This is a genomic window from Streptomyces sp. NPDC048277 (assembly GCF_040652235.1).
Taxonomy (GTDB): Bacteria; Actinomycetota; Actinomycetes; order Streptomycetales; family Streptomycetaceae; genus Streptomyces.
In genome coordinates this window covers 293331-308381 of the sequence record NZ_JBEZLQ010000005.1, presented here as the reverse complement: position 1 = coordinate 308381, position 15051 = coordinate 293331, and the positions used below count along the sequence as shown (strand labels likewise).

Below are 15051 nucleotides of genomic sequence, written 5' to 3'. Positions count from 1 at the left end.
TGCCCACACCGGACACATAGGCATCCCTTATGGAACCTGGGGTTATTTCCTATTGGCAGGCGGATAAAAACGCGTGCCACAGTCATTCGGAAACCGCGAAATCCGGGAGTGAACTGTGGATCTGGGAATTTCGGGCAGGACCGCCCTGGTGCTGGGCGGAGGCGGAGGTCTCGGCGGGGCGATCGCACGGGCCCTCGCGGCGGAAGGGGCGAACGTCGCCGTCGCCGACATCGACCCGCGGGCCGCGGACCGGACCGCTAAGTCGGTGGAGGAAAGCGGCGCAACGGCCATGGCCCTTGCATGGGACCTGGGGCAGCCGGGCTCCGTCGATGCCCACATCTCTTCCGTCGAGGGCGCCCTGGGCCCGGTGGACATCCTCGTCAACAACACGGGAGGGCCGCCGCCCTCGGCGGTTCTGGACCAGGATCCGGAACTCTGGCTGAAGCACTTCCAGAGCATGGTCCTGTCGGTGATCACCATCACCGACCGTGTCGCCCCACTGATGAGAACGCGGGGCTGGGGACGGATCATCACCAGCGCCAGTTCCGGCGTGATCGCGCCCATTCCCGGCCTGGGACTGTCCAACGCCCTGCGCGGCAGCCTCCTGGGCTGGTCCAAGACGCTGGCACGGGAGGTCGCGGCCGACGGCGTCACCTGCAACGTGGTCGTTCCCGGCCGGATCGGCACCGGCCGTACCCAGTACCTCGACCGGGCCAAGGCCGAGCGGGAGGGCAGGAGCGTCGAGCAGACCGCCGCCGAGAGCGTCGCGTCGATCCCCGTGGGCCGCTACGGCGAACCCCGCGAATACGCGGCCGCCGTCGCCTTTCTCGCGAGCACTCGTGCCTCGTACATCACCGGCTCGGTGATCCGCGTCGACGGCGGTCTCATCGCAAGCCTCTGAAAACCGACACCGACACAGAAGGAGGCCGAGAGAATGGCGCCGCTGACCCGCGACACCTCGGGTGTCTTCGCCATCGCACCGACACCTTTCGATGAACAGGGTGGGATAGATTTCGATTCGCTCACCCGGCTCACCGAATTCTATGAATCCGCAGGAGTCACCGGCCTGACTCTGCTGGGGCAGATGGGAGAAGCACCCAAGCTCTCGCACGAGGAAGGCGTCCGCATCGTCCAGCACGTCATCAAGCGCACCGACCTGCCGATCGTCGTCGGCGTGTCCGCACCCGGCTACGCGGCCATGCGGGCCCTGTCCGGCGAGGTCATGGCCGCCGGCGCCGCCGGTGTCATGATCGCCCCGCCGAACACGCTGCGGACCGACGACCGGATCGTGAGCTACTACGAGGGCGCCTCCGCGGCCATCGGCGAGGACGTCCCGTTCGTGATCCAGGACTACCCCTTGTCCTTCTCGGTCATGATGGCGCCCTCGGTGATCGCCCGTATCGCGGGCGCGGCGCCCGGGTGCGTGATGCTCAAGCACGAGGACTGGCCGGGGCTGGAGAAGATCAGCACACTGCGGCGGCTGGAGGCCGACGGGGCCATGCCCCGCCTGTCGATCCTGTGCGGCAACGGCGGTCTCTTCCTGGACTTCGAGACCGAGCGCGGCGCCGACGGTGCGATGACCGGCTACTGCGTGCCCGAACTCCTCGTGGACGTGGTGCGCCACACGGCGGCCGGTGACCGGGACACCGCTCACGACGTTTTCGACGCCCATCTGCCCCTGCTGCGCTACGAACAGCAGCCGGGCATCGGCCTGGCCGTACGCAAGTACGTGATGAGGCGCCGCGGCCTGCTCGCGTGCGACGCCCAGCGCCGGCCGGGAGCGGGTCTGTCCGCCCGGGCACGCGCCGAGGTCGACTACCTGCTGACGCGGCTGGCCGGGAAGGACAGCAGGGTCACACTCACGGGCTGAGGCGTCCTGCGCGTACGCGTCCGAGCGAGGCAGTGCGTGAGCGAGGAGCGCGGCCGACAGCGGGCTGCTGCTGGACCGGGGAACGGGACGTGCGCATCGGTCCTCCAGGGCGATGCACCGCAGGCGATATAATGGCCACAATGTTGCCGTTATCGGCGGGGTGCACCCCGGCCCCGCGCACCCGGAAACCTGGAGCAGATGCAGCTACGACAGCTGGAGTACTTCCTCGCGATCTGCGAGGCCGGTTCCTTCAGCGGAGCCGCTGCCCGGTTGTACGTCACGCAGCCCTCGCTCTCCCAGCAGATCGGAGCCCTGGAAAAGGAACTGGGCGCGGTCCTGCTGGAGCGCGGCCGGCAGGGCGTCACGCTGACTCCCGCCGGTCGGGCCCTTCTCCCGCGGGCGCAGGACGCGATGCGTGCGGTTCAGGATGCCCGGGACGTGGTGCGCGGGGTGGCCGAAGGCCGCAACGGCGACGTTCACGTGCTGACGGTCCGGTCCGTGGCGTCGGGCGTCCTGCCGCCGTCCGCGGCCCGCTGGCACTCCGTGTACCCCTCGGCCGTCCTGCGGCTGCACGACTACTCACACCGGCGGGACCTTGCGGAGGCCATGCGAGGCGGCCGGGGCGACATCGCGGTCGGCCCGCGCCCGGAGCCGTGGGAGGGGCCGGTGGTGTCGCTCGGGTACGAGGAGATGGTGGTGACCGGCCCCGCCGAATACCCGGCGGACACGGCGGCGGACCCAGCCGAACTGGCCGCCGCCGACTGGGTGCTGTACGAGCCGGAGCAGGGTATGAGTGAGGTGGTCGACCGGTTGGCGGGTCACTTCGGGTTCACCCCGCGCGCCGTGGCCCGTACCGGCCAGGTCTCGGCGGCACTGCTGTTCGCGGTCGAGGGAATCGGCCTGACGGTGACACCCGAGAACGCGGTGCCGCTGCGGTGGTCCCGGCATACCCGGCGGATCGGCCCCGGCCTGTTCCGCGAGCTGGTGGTGTTCGGCAGGAAGCTCCCGTCACAACTGGCGGGACGCTACCAGGACATGCTCACCTCGCTCGAACTGCCGCTGACCGCGGAACGGGACCTGCCCGAGGGCGCCATCCGCTGCTGAGTGCTCCACCGCGGAGGGGGCGAGTGGGGACGAGTCCAAGGACCCGGGTGACGGGTAGCCGGTCAGCGGAAGGCGAAGTGCTCGGCGTGGACATGCGCCCGGGGGATGCCGCGGCGGCGGAGGTGGCGGCTGAGATCTTCGACCATGGACGCAGGGCCGCACAGGAAGACATGGGTGTCCGGAGTCAGCGGTCCGGCCGCCGCCTGGATCCTGTCGACGGTGAGGCGGCCATGGCCGCGGCTGAACGTCGTGTGGACCCGGAGAGCGGGAAGGCGTTCGGCGGCTGCGGTGAGTTCCGGGAGGAACGGTGCGGCTTCGGCGCTGGGAGCGCAATAGAAGAAGTCGGCGCTGGGGAGCGTATCGCCCGGGTGGGTGAGCCAGCCGAGGAACGGGGCGACGCCGATGCCGCCGGCGATCCAGATCTGGCGGGATCCGCCGAGGGTGTGGTCGAACATGCCGTATGGGCCGTTGAGGGTTGCCGGCAGTCCTTCACGGACGTCGGCGTGGAGCCTGCGGGTGCCGCGGCCGAGTGCGCGGATGGTCAGGCGGACCGAACCGTCGCTCTGGACTCCGGCGACGCTGAAGGGGTGTTCGCGCCAGGCGCGGCGGCCACCGACGCGCAGGTAGACGAACTGACCGCCCGCCAGGGGCAGTCCGCCCGAGCCGGTGGGGGCCAGGGTGAGGTCGACGACGTCGGGCGAGGGCCGTACGACGCGGCGGATGGTGTAGTCGGCGCGGGGCTCTCTGTGCCGCAGCACCAGTTCGTCGTAGGCGTAGGCGGCCATGCCGACGGTGGCCATGATGACGTAGAGGGCCAGCAGGGGTATGGATCCGCCGATGACGCGGTCCAGGAACCAGCCATGGAGGAGCGCGCTCAGGAGCAGCAGACCGGTCAGACGGTGCAGGAACAGCCAGCGCTCGTAGGGCAGCCGCAGGACGTCACCGATCCGGCCGAGCGAGATGACGACGAGCGCGAGCAGGCCGATGGCCGAGATGGCGCCCAGGAGGTGGCCCGTTCCCACGAGTTGGGCGGAGCGAGGGGCGACGGCGCGGCTGAGCGCGTTCCCGTCGAACCCGGAGAAGAAGTGGAGGAGGAGGTGGGGGACGAGCAGGGTCATGGACAGCAGGGCGTACCTCTTGTGCCGCATGTACATGTGGTCAAGGCCGCCGAACCACTGTTCCAGCCACGTGATGCGGGTGGCCAGCACGAGAGTGCAGGACATCAGGTACACGGCCAGGACACCGGCGAACTCGCCGACGAAGTAGACATCGCTGATGCCGCCGGGTTCGAGCCAGTCCCAGGCGAGATAGAGCGCGACGGCTCCGACCGTGACCGTCAGCGGTCCGACGTGGCGTTTCTTGAGACGCACGTCCATGGGACTGCGCGCGATCCAGACGGCGTAGAGCGCTATGGCGATCAGAACGGGCATCCGCTGCCTCTCGGGCGTTGGCAGGTGGCGTGCCGACGCCCGGATCACCCGGTCAGGGCCACTCCGGCCCGACCTTCTCCCTCATGCTCTGTGCAACGGGCACGCCACAGCCTGAATATTTCGGCAACAACGTATCCGATTCTGATGGACGAGGCAATCAATGGCGGCCCGCGGCGGGCGCGGCGCTGCCGGCCACGGGCCTGAGCACCCCGATGGCCACCGCTCTCAGCCTCGCCGTCTTCGACGCCGGCATCTTCGGCGCGCCGCTCCTGGCCGCCGCTGTCACGCACACGGGCTCGAGTCGGACCCGTGAAACCACGGAACCCGACGGGCCGGTGTCGCTCAGCCCTCGTCCCGCAGGCCTGCGAGCCCGCCGAGGAGGAGGTCGAGACCGAAGGTGAACTCCTCGTCGATCGGCAGCGGCAACGAGCCGGCCACCGTGGCTGTCGCGGGGAACCGGTCCGGGTCCACCCCCTTGAACAGAGCGGACGACTGCGCGTCGTCGGACGGCTCGCCGCTCCCGTGCCCGTGGACCTGGATGGCGAAGCCCAGCACATAGCGGGCCAGCGTGGCGTACGCGTGCGCCGCGACCCCCGGCGCGAAACCGCTGTCGAGCAGGACCGCCACACAGCGCTCCCGTACCAGCATGGCGTTGGGGCCCATCGGGGTCTGCTCGACCATCAGACGTGCCGCGTTCCGGTGCCGTCCCAGGGCGTCGAACATCTGGTGGGCGACCTTCCGCAGCGCCTGCCGCCATCCCATCTCGGCGAGTTCCTCGCCCGTCAGGTCCACAGCACCGAACATGCGGTCGACCACATGCGCCACCAGCGCCGCCCGGTTGTCGAAATGCCGGTACAGCGTCGCCGTACCCGACCCAAGGCGCTGCGCCAGGGTCCGCATCGACAGGGCGTCGGCCCCCTCCTCGTCCACGATCTCCAACGCGGCGGCGACGATCCGCTCCAGCGGAACAGGCGGACGCCCCGGGGAACGCCGGACCGGAGCCTCGCCCACGCGCGCGGAATCTCCTGCTGCAGTCACGGAACCGTCCGACCTCCCCGGCAAACCAGTCAACATCGACACCGTATCCGGTACGGGCATGAAGCCCCGGCCGCATTCGAGGCCGGCGGACGCCGGGACGTCAGCCGATCCCCCGCTTGAGGATCTTGCCGGTGGACGCCATGAGCAGGGTGGCTCCCAGTGGCGCGTTGTCCCGCATGTTCCGGTGCCGCGGCTCGGCGCACCTCGCTCGCGGCCGAGCCCGATCGTCGTGACCCGCCGAGCCCGGTCGAGGGCGCCGGTCCCCAACCGGTCCCCAAGAATGATCAAGGGCCGGTTTCGGATGTTTCCGAAACCGGCCCTGACCTGCGACTTCGCAAAGTCGGGACGACAGGATTTGAACCTGCGACCCCTTGACCCCCAGTCAAGTGCGCTACCAAGCTGCGCCACGTCCCGGTGCGCTCACTCGCGGTGAACCGCGTGATCGCGCGAACAGCACTTTACCCCACGCCGCCGGGCGGGCCGAAAGAGGGCGTGGGGAGAGGGGACGGGGGCGGGGGACAATCGGTCGTATGGGAGACGTGGGGACAGGCGCACGGGACCGGGACACCGAGGGGCGGGCGCGCAACGCCCGGCCGCGGGACGGGCTGGGGCGGCCGCTGCCGTACGGCACGCCCGGCGTCGAGCGGCAGCCCGAAGGCGTCGTACGCGCTCCGGAGGAGACGGTCGCCGAGGCGCAGTCGCTGCTGGACGCCGGGAAGCCGTTCCATGCGCACGAGGTGTTCGAGGACGCCTGGAAGTCGGGGCCCGAGGACGAACGGACGCTGTGGCGGGGGCTGGCCCAGTTGGCGGTGGGGCTCACCCACGCGGCCCGGGGGAACGTGACCGGCGGGGCCCGGCTGCTGCGGCGCGGCGCGGGCGCGGTCGAGGAGTGGGCGGCCGGGAGCGGGGTGCCGCGGCCGTACGGGATGGATGTCGGCGGGCTCGCGGAGTGGGCGCGGGAGCTGGCCGGGCGGGTGGCGGGCGGTGCCGGGAGGATCGAGGCCACGGCCGAGGCGCCCCGGCTGCGCGGCACCCCGTAGCACCGGGGTGACCCGCTGTCAGTGGCATGGGGCAGACTCGGGGGTGTGCGAAAGATTCATGTCATCGGTATCGGCGCGGGCGACCCCGACCAGCTCACCCTCCAGGCGGTCCGGGCGCTGCAGGACACGGACGTGTTCTTCCTCCTCGACAAGGGCGAGGTCAAGGGCGACCTCACCCAGCTGCGCCGGGACATGCTCGACACGCACATACCGGACGGCGGCTACCGGCTGGTCGAGGCGCGGGACCCGGAGCGCGACCGCGCGGCGGGCGGGGGCGCGTACTCGCCGGCCGTCGGTGACTGGCGCAGCGCCCGCGCGGAGATCTACGAGCGGCTGATCCGCGAGGAACTGGGCGAGGAGCAGACCGGCGCGTTCCTGGTGTGGGGCGATCCGTCGTTGTACGACAGCACGCTGGCGATCCTGGAGGAGGTGCTGGGGCGTGCCGCGGTGGCCTTCGAGTACGACGTGGTGCCCGGGATCAGCAGTGTGTCGGCGCTGGTCGCCCGGCACCGCACGGGGCTGAACCGGGTGGCCCGGCCGGTGCAGATCACCACCGGGCGGCGGCTCGCCGAGGGGCTGCCGGACGGGGTGGACGACCTGGTCGTGATGCTGGACGCGCACCAGACCTTCCGGCAGTACGCGGACCAGGACATCGACATCTACTGGGGCGCCTACATAGGCACCCCGGACGAGATCCTGGTCTCCGGTCCGATCGCCGAGGCCGGCCCGCGTATCGAGCGGCTGCGGGCGGAGGCACGGGAGCGCAAGGGCTGGATCATGGACACGTATCTGCTGCGCCGCCACCCCGGCGGCCCGAAGGAGAGCTGACCTCGCTCGGACGGTGCTGCCGGGGACGCTACGGTCCCGCGGGACCGAGCCCCAGCCGCTCCAGTACCCCCGCCACGTCCGGTACCGCCGTCACTCCGTCCGGCAGCGGCGGCCGGCCTACGACGACCACGGGCAGCCCCAGGCGGCGTGCGGCGGTGAGTTTGGCGGCCGTCGCCGCTCCCCCGCTGTCCTTCGTGACCAGGACGTCGATCAGGTTCCCGCGCAGCAGCTCGGTCTCGTCGGCCACGGTGAACGGGCCGCGCGCCAGCAGCACTTCGGTGTGCGGCGGCACGGGGGGCTCCGGGGGTTCCACGGATCGTACGACGAACCGGTGGTCCGTCAGATGGGCGAAGGCGGACAGGCCCAGACGTCCCGTGGTCAGGAAGACCCGGGGGCCGAAGCGCGGCAGCAGGTCCGCCGCCTCGGCGAGGGAGGCGACCGGGTGCCAGCGGTCCTCCGGGCCCGGCCGCCAGCCCGGACGGCGCAGCACCACGGCCGTAACGCCGGCCTCCGCCGCGGCCCGCGCCGCGTTCGCGGTGATCGTCTCGGCGAAGGGGTGCGTGGCGTCGACGAGCGCGTCCACGCGCTCGTCGCGCAGCCAGTCGGCGAGTCCCGCGGCTCCGCCGAAGCCTCCGACGCGGACCTCCCCCGCCAGCGCGCCCGGCCGGGTGACGCGCCCCGCCAGGGAGGTCGTGACGCGCACACCGGGGTGCGCGGCGAGCGCGGCGGCCAGTTCGCGGGCCTCGGAGGTGCCGCCGAGGATCAGGACGTGCGGGACGTGCGGGGACATGGGGCGAGCGTACGGCCGTGACGCGGGACGGCCGCCCGGCGGGGTGCCGGGCGGCCGTCCTGGAGCGCTTCGTCAGCCCTGGCGGGCCTTGAAACGGGGGTCCTTCTTGTTGATCACGAAGACCTTGCCGTGTCGGCGCACCACCTGGGCGCCGGGCTTGGACTTCAGTGAGCGCAGTGAATTGCGCACCTTCATGGTTCTGCTCTCCTCGTGTCGCCGGTCTCCGGTCGCCAGTCGTCGATCGCCGGTCGTCGCGTCGGGTCAGCCGCGGGCGGCGGCTGCGGTACGGCCGTAGCGGCGCTCGAAGCGTTCCACCCGGCCGGCGCTGTCCAGGACGCGCGTCTTGCCGGTGTAGAAGGGGTGCGACGCGGACGAGATCTCGACGTCGATCAGCGGGTAGGTGTTGCCGTCCTCCCACTCGATCGTCCGGGACGAGTCGGCGGTGGAGCGGGTCAGGAACGCGGTGTCCGCGGCGCGGTCGCGGAAGACCACGAGCCGGGCGTCGGGATGAATGCGGGACTTCATGGGGTTTCCTTTCCGGGGCCCAGGTCAGATGGCGCCCAGGTCCGATGGGCCGAGGCCCGGTCGTTCTCGGCGGTTCAGCGCTCTTCGCGGAAGTCGACGTGCGCGCCGGCCACCGGGTCGTACTTGCGCAGGACCAGCCGGTCGGGGTTGTTCCGGCGGTTCTTGCGGGTCACGTAGGTGACGCCGGTCCCGGCCGTCGACTTCAGCCTGACGACGGGACGCGCGGTACTGCGTGCCATGAGGTCCTCCCTTCACCCACACCCGGGATCTTTGATCCGGGCATGTCATTCACGACCTCTGCAACAACGCCTCCCGCCGTCGCATTCCCGGTCCCGCCGCTCCCCCGCGGTTATCGTCCTGACATGGGTTCCATGGGTTCCGTGCGTGGGGTGCTGATCGACATCGACGGGGTGCTCACCATGTCCTGGCGGCCGCTGCCCGGCGCGGTCGAGGCCCTGAGCGCCATCCGCGAGGCCGGGTTCCGTGTCGCGCTGGTGACCAACACGACGTCCCGGACCCGGGCATCGATCGCGGGGACGCTGGCGGCGGCCGGCTTCCCGGTGACCGGCGAGGACATCCTGACCGCGCCCGCCGCGACGGCCGCCCACCTCGCGGGGGCGCGGTGCGCGCTGCTCAACAGCGGGGACGTGGACGAGGACCTCGCCGGGGTGACTCTCCTGGCGGCGGACGACGACACGGCCGTACCGGATGTCGTGCTGCTCGGGGGCGCCGGGCCGGAGTTCGGGTACGCGGCGCTGAACCGGGCGTTCGGGCAGCTCCAGCGGGGCGCGCGGCTCGTCGCGATGCACCGGAACCTGTACTGGCGTACGGACGCGGGACTGGAACTGGACGCGGGGGCGTTCCTGGCGGGGCTGGAGGCGGCCGCCGGGGTCGAGGCCGAGGTGACCGGGAAGCCCTCGCCTGCCTTCTTCGAGGCGGCGCTCGGACGGCTCGGTGTGGCTGCCGGCGAGGCGCTCATGATCGGGGACGACATCGAGTCGGACGTGCTCGCGGCACAGCGCCTCGGTATCACCGGAGCGCTGGTCAGGACCGGGAAGTTCCGGGCCGGGACGCTGGAGCGGGCGAGCGGCACGCCCGACCATGTGCTGGACTCGTTCGCGGAGCTTCCCGGGTTGCTGGACCGGCTAGCGCAGGAGTAGCTGGAGTCCACCGATGATCGTCGCGGCGATGACCAGCTGCTCGAACAGCCGCTGGTTGATCCGGTCGACCGCCCACCTTCCGATGAACGCGCCGGGGACGACGAACACCGCGAGCGCGGCGTCGAGCAGCAGCGAGTTGCCGTCGATCAGGCCGAGGCCGGCGCTGAAGGGCACCTTGGAGACGTTCACGATCAGGAAGAAGAACGCCGAGGTGCCCAGGAAGCCGAGTTTCCGGAAGCCGGCCGACAGCAGGTACATCGACATCACCGGGCCGCCCGCGTTGGCGACCATCGTGGTGAAGCCGCCGAGGACGCCGTACGAACCGGCCTTCGCCCGGCCCGCCCTGGTGGTGACCGCGTCCGGGTCGTCGGTCCCGTCCGCCGTGCGCCGCCGCCACAGGGTGACGCCGGCCATCAGCAGCAGGATCGCGCCGATCGAGGTCCGTACGACCCCGTCGTCGGCCCACACCAGGAACAGCGTGCCGATCACCACGCCGACCGCGACCGCCGGGAACAGCCGCCACAGGGTGGGCCAGTGGGCGTGCCTGCGGTAGGTCGCCACGGCCAGCACGTCGCCCGCGATGAGCAGCGGGAGCAGCACGCCGGTGGAGGCGCGCGCCGGGAGGACCGCGGCGAAGATGGCGAGGCTGACGGTGTTGGCGCCGCTGACGGCGGTCTTGGAGAAACCGACCAGCAGCGCGGCGAGGGCCAGGGCGGCGAACTCCCAGCCGGATATGTGCCAGAGCGTCATCGTGTTCATGCGGGGACCGATGCTATGTCCTGACATGCCGATGGGGTAAGTACCGTCTCGCTGATCGGCGCCTCAGCCCTTCCGCATGGCCTCAGCCCTTCCCCAGGGGAAAGAGCGCCCGTACGGTCCACCCGCCCGCCGCTCTCGGCCCCGCGTCCAGCGTGCCGCCGAGGGCGGTGACGCGTTCCGTGAGGCCGACCAGGCCGAAGCCGCCGCCGTGCGCCGCGTCCGGGAGCGGGGCGGAGCCGTGCCCGTCGTCGGTCACCGTCACCTCCAGCCGGTCCCCCGCCCGCCGCAGTCCCACGGTGATCTCGGTGGCGTCGCCCGCGTGCCGCCGTACGTTGGTCAACGCCTCCTGGACGACCCGGAACGCGGCCGACTGCACCTCGTGCGGCACCTCGGTGTCCAGGCCGGGGGCGCGGTCGAGGGTGACCTTCTGGCCGGGGGCCGGGAAGCCGTCGGTGAGTTCGGCGATCGCGGCCAGGTCGCCGACCGGGCGGCGGTCGGCCTCCGCGCCGGTGTCCCGCAGCACGCCCACCGTCCGCCGCATGGACGCGAGGGCCTCCGTGGCCGCCCGCTCGATCCCGGCGAGGACGGGATCCAGTTCGTCGGAGGCGGTCGCCGCCATCATCCGGGCCATCTGCGTCTGGACGAGGATCCCGGTGACATGGTGGGCGACGAAGTCGTGCAGGTCGGCCGCGATGGCCAGCCGCTCCGCCCGGCGCGTCTCGCCGACCGCAACCGTCCGCCGGTAGTCCAGCGAGCGCAGATAGCCCGCGAACCCGGCGGTGAGGCCGACCAGGACGAGCCCGATGGCGATGTAGGCCAGCGCGTCGTCGTCGGACAGCGAGCGGGCGTACCGGACCGGCGTCATCAGCAGGGCCACCGTGTCCAGAGCGGCACAGGTCAGGGCCCAGCGCGGCCCGCAGTGCCGTACCGCGACGAACAGCAGGCACAGCAGGACGATGACCTCGCCCGGGCCGAACGGATACCGGCGGCCGGACAGCAGCGAGCCCACCGTGAGCAGGACGGACAGCGCGCCGGGGACGGCGGTGCGCAGCTCGGGGGTCAGCCACGCCGGGCGGCGGTCCGACGGCCAGAGCACGGCGGTGAGGCCGGCGAGCAGCACGACCGCGACCGGCCACACGCCGTACCCCGCGGCACCGGTGTTCAGCACGTCGACGACGGCGGCCGCGACCAGCACACCGACGCCGAAGCCGCGCAGGCAGCCCTGGGGAGAGACGGACTTCATGCCGATCACGGTAGACACCGTCGGGGCCGGACCGGATCGGCCGAACGGCCGAGGCGGGCGCGCCGGACCATGGCCGTACGGCCGAGGCGGGCGCCCGGGCCCGCGGGCGAGAGTGAGGGCACGACACACCACTCCCCCCTTTTCTTCCCTCACTTCGGTTTCCAGGAGTACGCCATGCAGCGCAGCAGGTTCGTCGTCGGAGTCATCGGCGGTGCCACCGCCGTCGTCGCCGTCGGTGCCCTCGGCACCCACTTCCTCGCCGACCCCGAGTCGACCAGCCGGTTGGACGCCTACAGCACGGTCTCCGTCGACGGGCACAAGGCCCTCGCCGCGAACATCGTCGCGGGCCGCACCCAGAGCAGGTACCACCCGCTGCCCTGGGTCGGCGACAAGGTCACCGGGGTCACCTGCCCGACCGGGCTCAAGGCCGTCGCCGGGTCGACCGTCACCTGTACCGGCAAGAAGACGGACGGTTCCGGCGTGCGGATACCGGTCCGCGTCGTCAGTGCCACGGACAAGTCCGTCACCTGGAAGTTCGAGCGATGAGCGGGGTTCCGGGGATGACCGGGGCACTGGCCGGGGTCGGCCTCGTGAAGAAGTACGGCGCCACCACGGCCCTCGCGGGCGTGGACGTGGCGGTCGGCGAGAGCGAGTCGCTGGCGATCATGGGCCCGTCCGGGTCCGGGAAGTCCACCCTGCTGCACACGCTCGCGGGGATCGTCCGCCCCGACGGCGGTGAGGTGCTGCTGCGCGGTGAGCGTATCGACCGGCTGGGCGAGAACAGGCTCAGCGAACTGCGCCGCACCCGGTTCGGGTTCGTGTTCCAGTTCGGCCAGCTGCTGCCGGAGCTGCCCGCCGAGGAGAACGTGGCCCTGCCGCTGATGCTGGAGGGCGTACCGCGCCGCCGCGCGGTGCAGCGGGCCCGGCGCTGGTTCGCGCCGCTCGGCCTGGACGGGCTGGAGCGGCGGCGGCCCGGCGGGCTCTCCGGCGGACAGGCCCAACGGGTCGCCATCGCACGGGCGTTGGTGATCGAACCGGACGTGGTGTTCGCCGACGAGCCGACCGGCGCCCTCGACCAGGTGACCGGCACGGAGGTCGTACGACTGCTCACCTCGGTCACCCGTGAGCAGGGCGCGGCCCTGGTGATGGTGACCCATGACGCGGACGTCGCCGCGCGCTGCGACCGGATCGTCCAGGTGCGGGACGGCCGGATCAGCGCCCACAGCCAGTACACGGTCGCCTGACCGGCCCGAGACATCCGCGGAGTCCCTGCCATGCGTTCCCCCGTCCTGCCTCTGACCTGGCATCTGGCCAGGTCCTCCGGCCGTCGCGGTCTGCAGAGCCAGCTGCTCGCGGCCGGCGCCGCCGCCGTCGGCTCACTCGTTCTGCTGATCCTGCTCGCCGCCTACCTCGGCTCCGGTGCCCGGGCCGACCGCACCGCCTGGCGCACCCCCGAGGCCGACCGGCACGGCACCGCCGTCCAGGCCCTCGCCACCACCTACGTCCGCGACGAGCCGGTCACGGTCGTCTCGCTCGCCCAGCTCCCGCACCACGCGGGGACACCCGCTCCACCGGGCCTGTCCGCCTTCCCGAAGCCGGGCGAGGTGTACGTCTCCCCCGCGCTCGCCGACCGCCTCCGCACCCTGCCCGCCTCCCGGCTCGCCGACCGTTTCCCGAAGGTGAGGTCGTACGGCACGATCGGCGCCGCCGGCCTCGCCTCGCCGGACGAACTGGTCGCCGTGGTGGGCCGCTCCTCCGCCGACCCCGCCGTGGCCGATTCGGCTGCCGGGGACGGCCTCTGGGACGAGGGGCTGACCGCCCGCGCCGTGGTCTCCGGCTTCCCGGGCGCGCAGCGGAGCGTATTCACCGCCGCCGACCAGAGCGCCGTGCTGCTCGGCGTCGGCCTGCTCGTGGTCCCGGTGGCCGTACTCGCGTCGGCGGCCGGGCGGTTGGGGGCGGCCCGGCGTGAACAGCGGCTGGCCGCACTGCGGTTGGCGGGCGCGACCCCGCGCCAGATCCTCGCGATGACCGGCGCCGAGTCAGCGGCGGTGGGCGCGACCGGTGCCGTGACGGGCGCCCTGGCGTACTGCGCGCTGCTGCCTCTGCTGGCCCGAGTGCCGTACGGAGTCGGCGGTTGGTACGTCGGTGAGCTCTGGGTCGGGCTGCCCTGGCTGCTCGCCGTGGTCCTGGCCGTGACCGGGCTGATCGCGGTGAGCGCGATGTCGATGCTGCGGCAGGTGGCCGGCTCACCGCTGGGGGTGGCCCAGCAGGCGAACCCGCGCCGCACCCGGCTGGTCCGGCTGCTGCTGTTCGTGGCGGTCCTGGTCTACATCAAGGCGGCCGCCCGCGGCAGCGAGCTCACCGCTCCCCGGATCGTCGGCTTCATCGTGCTGTTCTACGGCGCCTTCTGGATGTTCGGGCCGTGGGTCGTGGACCGGCTGGGCCGGATCACGGGCCGGTTCGCCCGGCGCCCCGCCACCCTGCTGGCCGCGCGCAGGCTCAGCGACGACCCGCGCGGGGCGTGGCGGACGGTCAGCGGGCTGGTGCTGGCCGGGTTCGTGGCCGGGTTCCTCACGGTCGGCCACCTCGGGGTGCTCGGCTCCGGCTTCCGGAGCGACGAGGTCGCCGTGCCGACGAGCACGGGCACGGTCGCCGAGGCGCGCGCCCTCCTGAAGGACGCGGGCGTCACGGCCGAGGTGACCCCGGGCGGCGAGGACTTCCTGCTCGGCGGCCAACGGGGCCTCGTCGCGCGGATCCCGGGCGGACCCGAGCGCGTCGACCGGGCGCTCACCGCTCTCCAGCCCCTCGGAGACGGCCGCCTCCCCTACGGCAAGGCCTATGCCGACGCGCAGAACATCACGGTCTCCGACCGGCTCGCCCAGCTCGCCACCGGCGCCCTCGCGGTCAGCTTCCTGATCGCCACCGCCTCGGCCGGCCTCACCGCCGCCGCCAACGTGCTGGACCGGCGGCGGGTGTACGGCCTGCTGCGGCTGTCGGGCACCCCGTTGCGGGTCCTGGACCGGGCCCGGGTCAGGGAGACGGTCCTCCCGCTGCTGGTGCTGGCGGGCGGCACCACCGCGACCGGTGTCTACGCCGCGTACGAGCTGAACAAGGCCGGAGACAGCACGATCAGCACCTCGGGCGCCGTCCGGCTCGCCGTGTGCGTCACGCTGGGCGCGCTCGCCATGTTCGCCGCGATCGGAGCCAGCCGCCCGCTGCTGCGCAAGGTTACTGCGGACCCGGTCCGGGCCGCCGACTGAGGGA

At 72.2% G+C, this 15051-nt stretch carries 17 protein-coding genes and 1 tRNA gene; 9 read left to right on the top strand and 9 right to left on the bottom strand.

The window, feature by feature from the left end; genetic code table 11:
• The first annotated feature begins 115 nt into the window (after positions 1-115).
• The 3 genes from AB0D85_RS14290 (at position 116) to AB0D85_RS14280 (ending at position 2974) form a co-directional block, all read left to right on the top strand.
• Positions 116-901: an SDR family oxidoreductase gene (locus AB0D85_RS14290; RefSeq protein WP_362318777.1), complete on the top strand. Its 786-nt coding sequence runs from the start codon at positions 116-118 to the stop codon at positions 899-901.
• Positions 902-934: 33 nt separating this feature from the next.
• Positions 935-1870 (top strand): dihydrodipicolinate synthase family protein, encoded by a 936-nt coding sequence (locus AB0D85_RS14285; RefSeq protein WP_362318775.1) that lies wholly within the window; start codon positions 935-937, stop codon positions 1868-1870.
• 198 nt (positions 1871-2068) lie between these two features.
• Positions 2069-2974: a LysR family transcriptional regulator gene (locus tag AB0D85_RS14280; protein ID WP_362318773.1), complete on the top strand. Its 906-nt coding sequence runs from the start codon at positions 2069-2071 to the stop codon at positions 2972-2974.
• Positions 2975-3036: 62 nt separating this feature from the next.
• Here AB0D85_RS14280 and AB0D85_RS14275 read toward each other — a convergent pair whose 3' ends face one another.
• From AB0D85_RS14275 to AB0D85_RS14265, 3 genes are all read right to left on the bottom strand, one after another.
• A complete protein-coding gene (locus AB0D85_RS14275) occupies positions 3037-4404 on the bottom strand; it encodes a ferredoxin reductase family protein (protein WP_362318770.1) in 1368 nt (455 codons plus the stop codon).
• A 342-nt stretch (positions 4405-4746) separates the two neighbouring features.
• Positions 4747-5415 carry a TetR/AcrR family transcriptional regulator C-terminal domain-containing protein gene (locus AB0D85_RS14270; RefSeq protein ID WP_362318767.1) on the bottom strand — a complete coding sequence of 223 codons (669 nt, stop codon included), beginning with the start codon at positions 5413-5415 and terminating at the stop codon, positions 4747-4749.
• Positions 5416-5782: 367 nt separating this feature from the next.
• Positions 5783-5856: transfer RNA gene (locus AB0D85_RS14265), tRNA-Pro, on the bottom strand.
• A 116-nt stretch (positions 5857-5972) separates the two neighbouring features.
• Between AB0D85_RS14265 and AB0D85_RS14260 the strand changes: the two genes are divergently transcribed.
• Together AB0D85_RS14260 and cobF are read left to right on the top strand one after the other, a co-directional pair.
• Positions 5973-6482 (top strand): DUF309 domain-containing protein, encoded by a 510-nt coding sequence (locus AB0D85_RS14260; protein WP_362318764.1) that lies wholly within the window; start codon positions 5973-5975, stop codon positions 6480-6482.
• A 45-nt stretch (positions 6483-6527) separates the two neighbouring features.
• Positions 6528-7310 (top strand): precorrin-6A synthase (deacetylating), encoded by a 783-nt coding sequence (cobF, locus tag AB0D85_RS14255; RefSeq protein ID WP_362318761.1) that lies wholly within the window; start codon positions 6528-6530, stop codon positions 7308-7310.
• Between the two features lie 28 nt (positions 7311-7338).
• Here cobF and AB0D85_RS14250 read toward each other — a convergent pair whose 3' ends face one another.
• The 4 genes from AB0D85_RS14250 to rpmG form a co-directional block, all read right to left on the bottom strand.
• A complete protein-coding gene (locus AB0D85_RS14250; RefSeq protein WP_362318758.1) occupies positions 7339-8100 on the bottom strand; it encodes a cobalt-precorrin-6A reductase in 762 nt (253 codons plus the stop codon).
• A 72-nt stretch (positions 8101-8172) separates the two neighbouring features.
• On the bottom strand, positions 8173-8295 hold the full coding sequence (ykgO, locus tag AB0D85_RS14245) for a type B 50S ribosomal protein L36 (RefSeq protein WP_362318755.1): 123 nt from the start codon (positions 8293-8295) through the stop codon (positions 8173-8175).
• A gap of 66 nt (positions 8296-8361) precedes the next feature.
• Positions 8362-8625 carry a type B 50S ribosomal protein L31 gene (locus AB0D85_RS14240; protein ID WP_362318752.1) on the bottom strand — a complete coding sequence of 88 codons (264 nt, stop codon included), beginning with the start codon at positions 8623-8625 and terminating at the stop codon, positions 8362-8364.
• Between the two features lie 74 nt (positions 8626-8699).
• Entirely contained in the window at positions 8700-8864 is a 165-nt protein-coding gene (gene rpmG / locus AB0D85_RS14235) for a 50S ribosomal protein L33 (protein ID WP_093497749.1), read from the bottom strand.
• A 132-nt stretch (positions 8865-8996) separates the two neighbouring features.
• On the opposite strand from rpmG, the gene AB0D85_RS14230 reads away from it, so the two are divergent.
• On the top strand, positions 8997-9785 hold the full coding sequence (locus tag AB0D85_RS14230) for an HAD-IIA family hydrolase (protein WP_362318748.1): 789 nt from the start codon (positions 8997-8999) through the stop codon (positions 9783-9785).
• On the opposite strand, the gene AB0D85_RS14225 is transcribed toward AB0D85_RS14230, so the two are convergent.
• Both AB0D85_RS14225 and AB0D85_RS14220 read right to left on the bottom strand, forming a co-directional pair.
• Positions 9771-10544: a sulfite exporter TauE/SafE family protein gene (locus AB0D85_RS14225; protein WP_362318745.1), complete on the bottom strand. Its 774-nt coding sequence runs from the start codon at positions 10542-10544 to the stop codon at positions 9771-9773. The genes AB0D85_RS14230 and AB0D85_RS14225 overlap by 15 nt on opposite strands.
• An 82-nt stretch (positions 10545-10626) precedes the next feature.
• Positions 10627-11787 carry a sensor histidine kinase gene (locus tag AB0D85_RS14220; RefSeq protein ID WP_362318742.1) on the bottom strand — a complete coding sequence of 387 codons (1161 nt, stop codon included), beginning with the start codon at positions 11785-11787 and terminating at the stop codon, positions 10627-10629.
• Positions 11788-11961: 174 nt separating this feature from the next.
• Between AB0D85_RS14220 and AB0D85_RS14215 the strand changes: the two genes are divergently transcribed.
• The 3 genes from AB0D85_RS14215 to AB0D85_RS14205 are packed head-to-tail and all read left to right on the top strand — an operon-like array spanning position 11962 to position 15047.
• Positions 11962-12333 carry a DUF4333 domain-containing protein gene (locus tag AB0D85_RS14215; protein ID WP_362318739.1) on the top strand — a complete coding sequence of 124 codons (372 nt, stop codon included), beginning with the start codon at positions 11962-11964 and terminating at the stop codon, positions 12331-12333.
• A 14-nt stretch (positions 12334-12347) separates the two neighbouring features.
• Positions 12348-13031, top strand: coding sequence for an ABC transporter ATP-binding protein (locus AB0D85_RS14210; protein WP_362319264.1), 684 nt, complete (start codon positions 12348-12350; stop codon positions 13029-13031).
• A gap of 30 nt (positions 13032-13061) precedes the next feature.
• Positions 13062-15047 (top strand): FtsX-like permease family protein, encoded by a 1986-nt coding sequence (locus tag AB0D85_RS14205; RefSeq protein WP_362318737.1) that lies wholly within the window; start codon positions 13062-13064, stop codon positions 15045-15047.
• Positions 15048-15051: the final 4 nt, after the last annotated feature.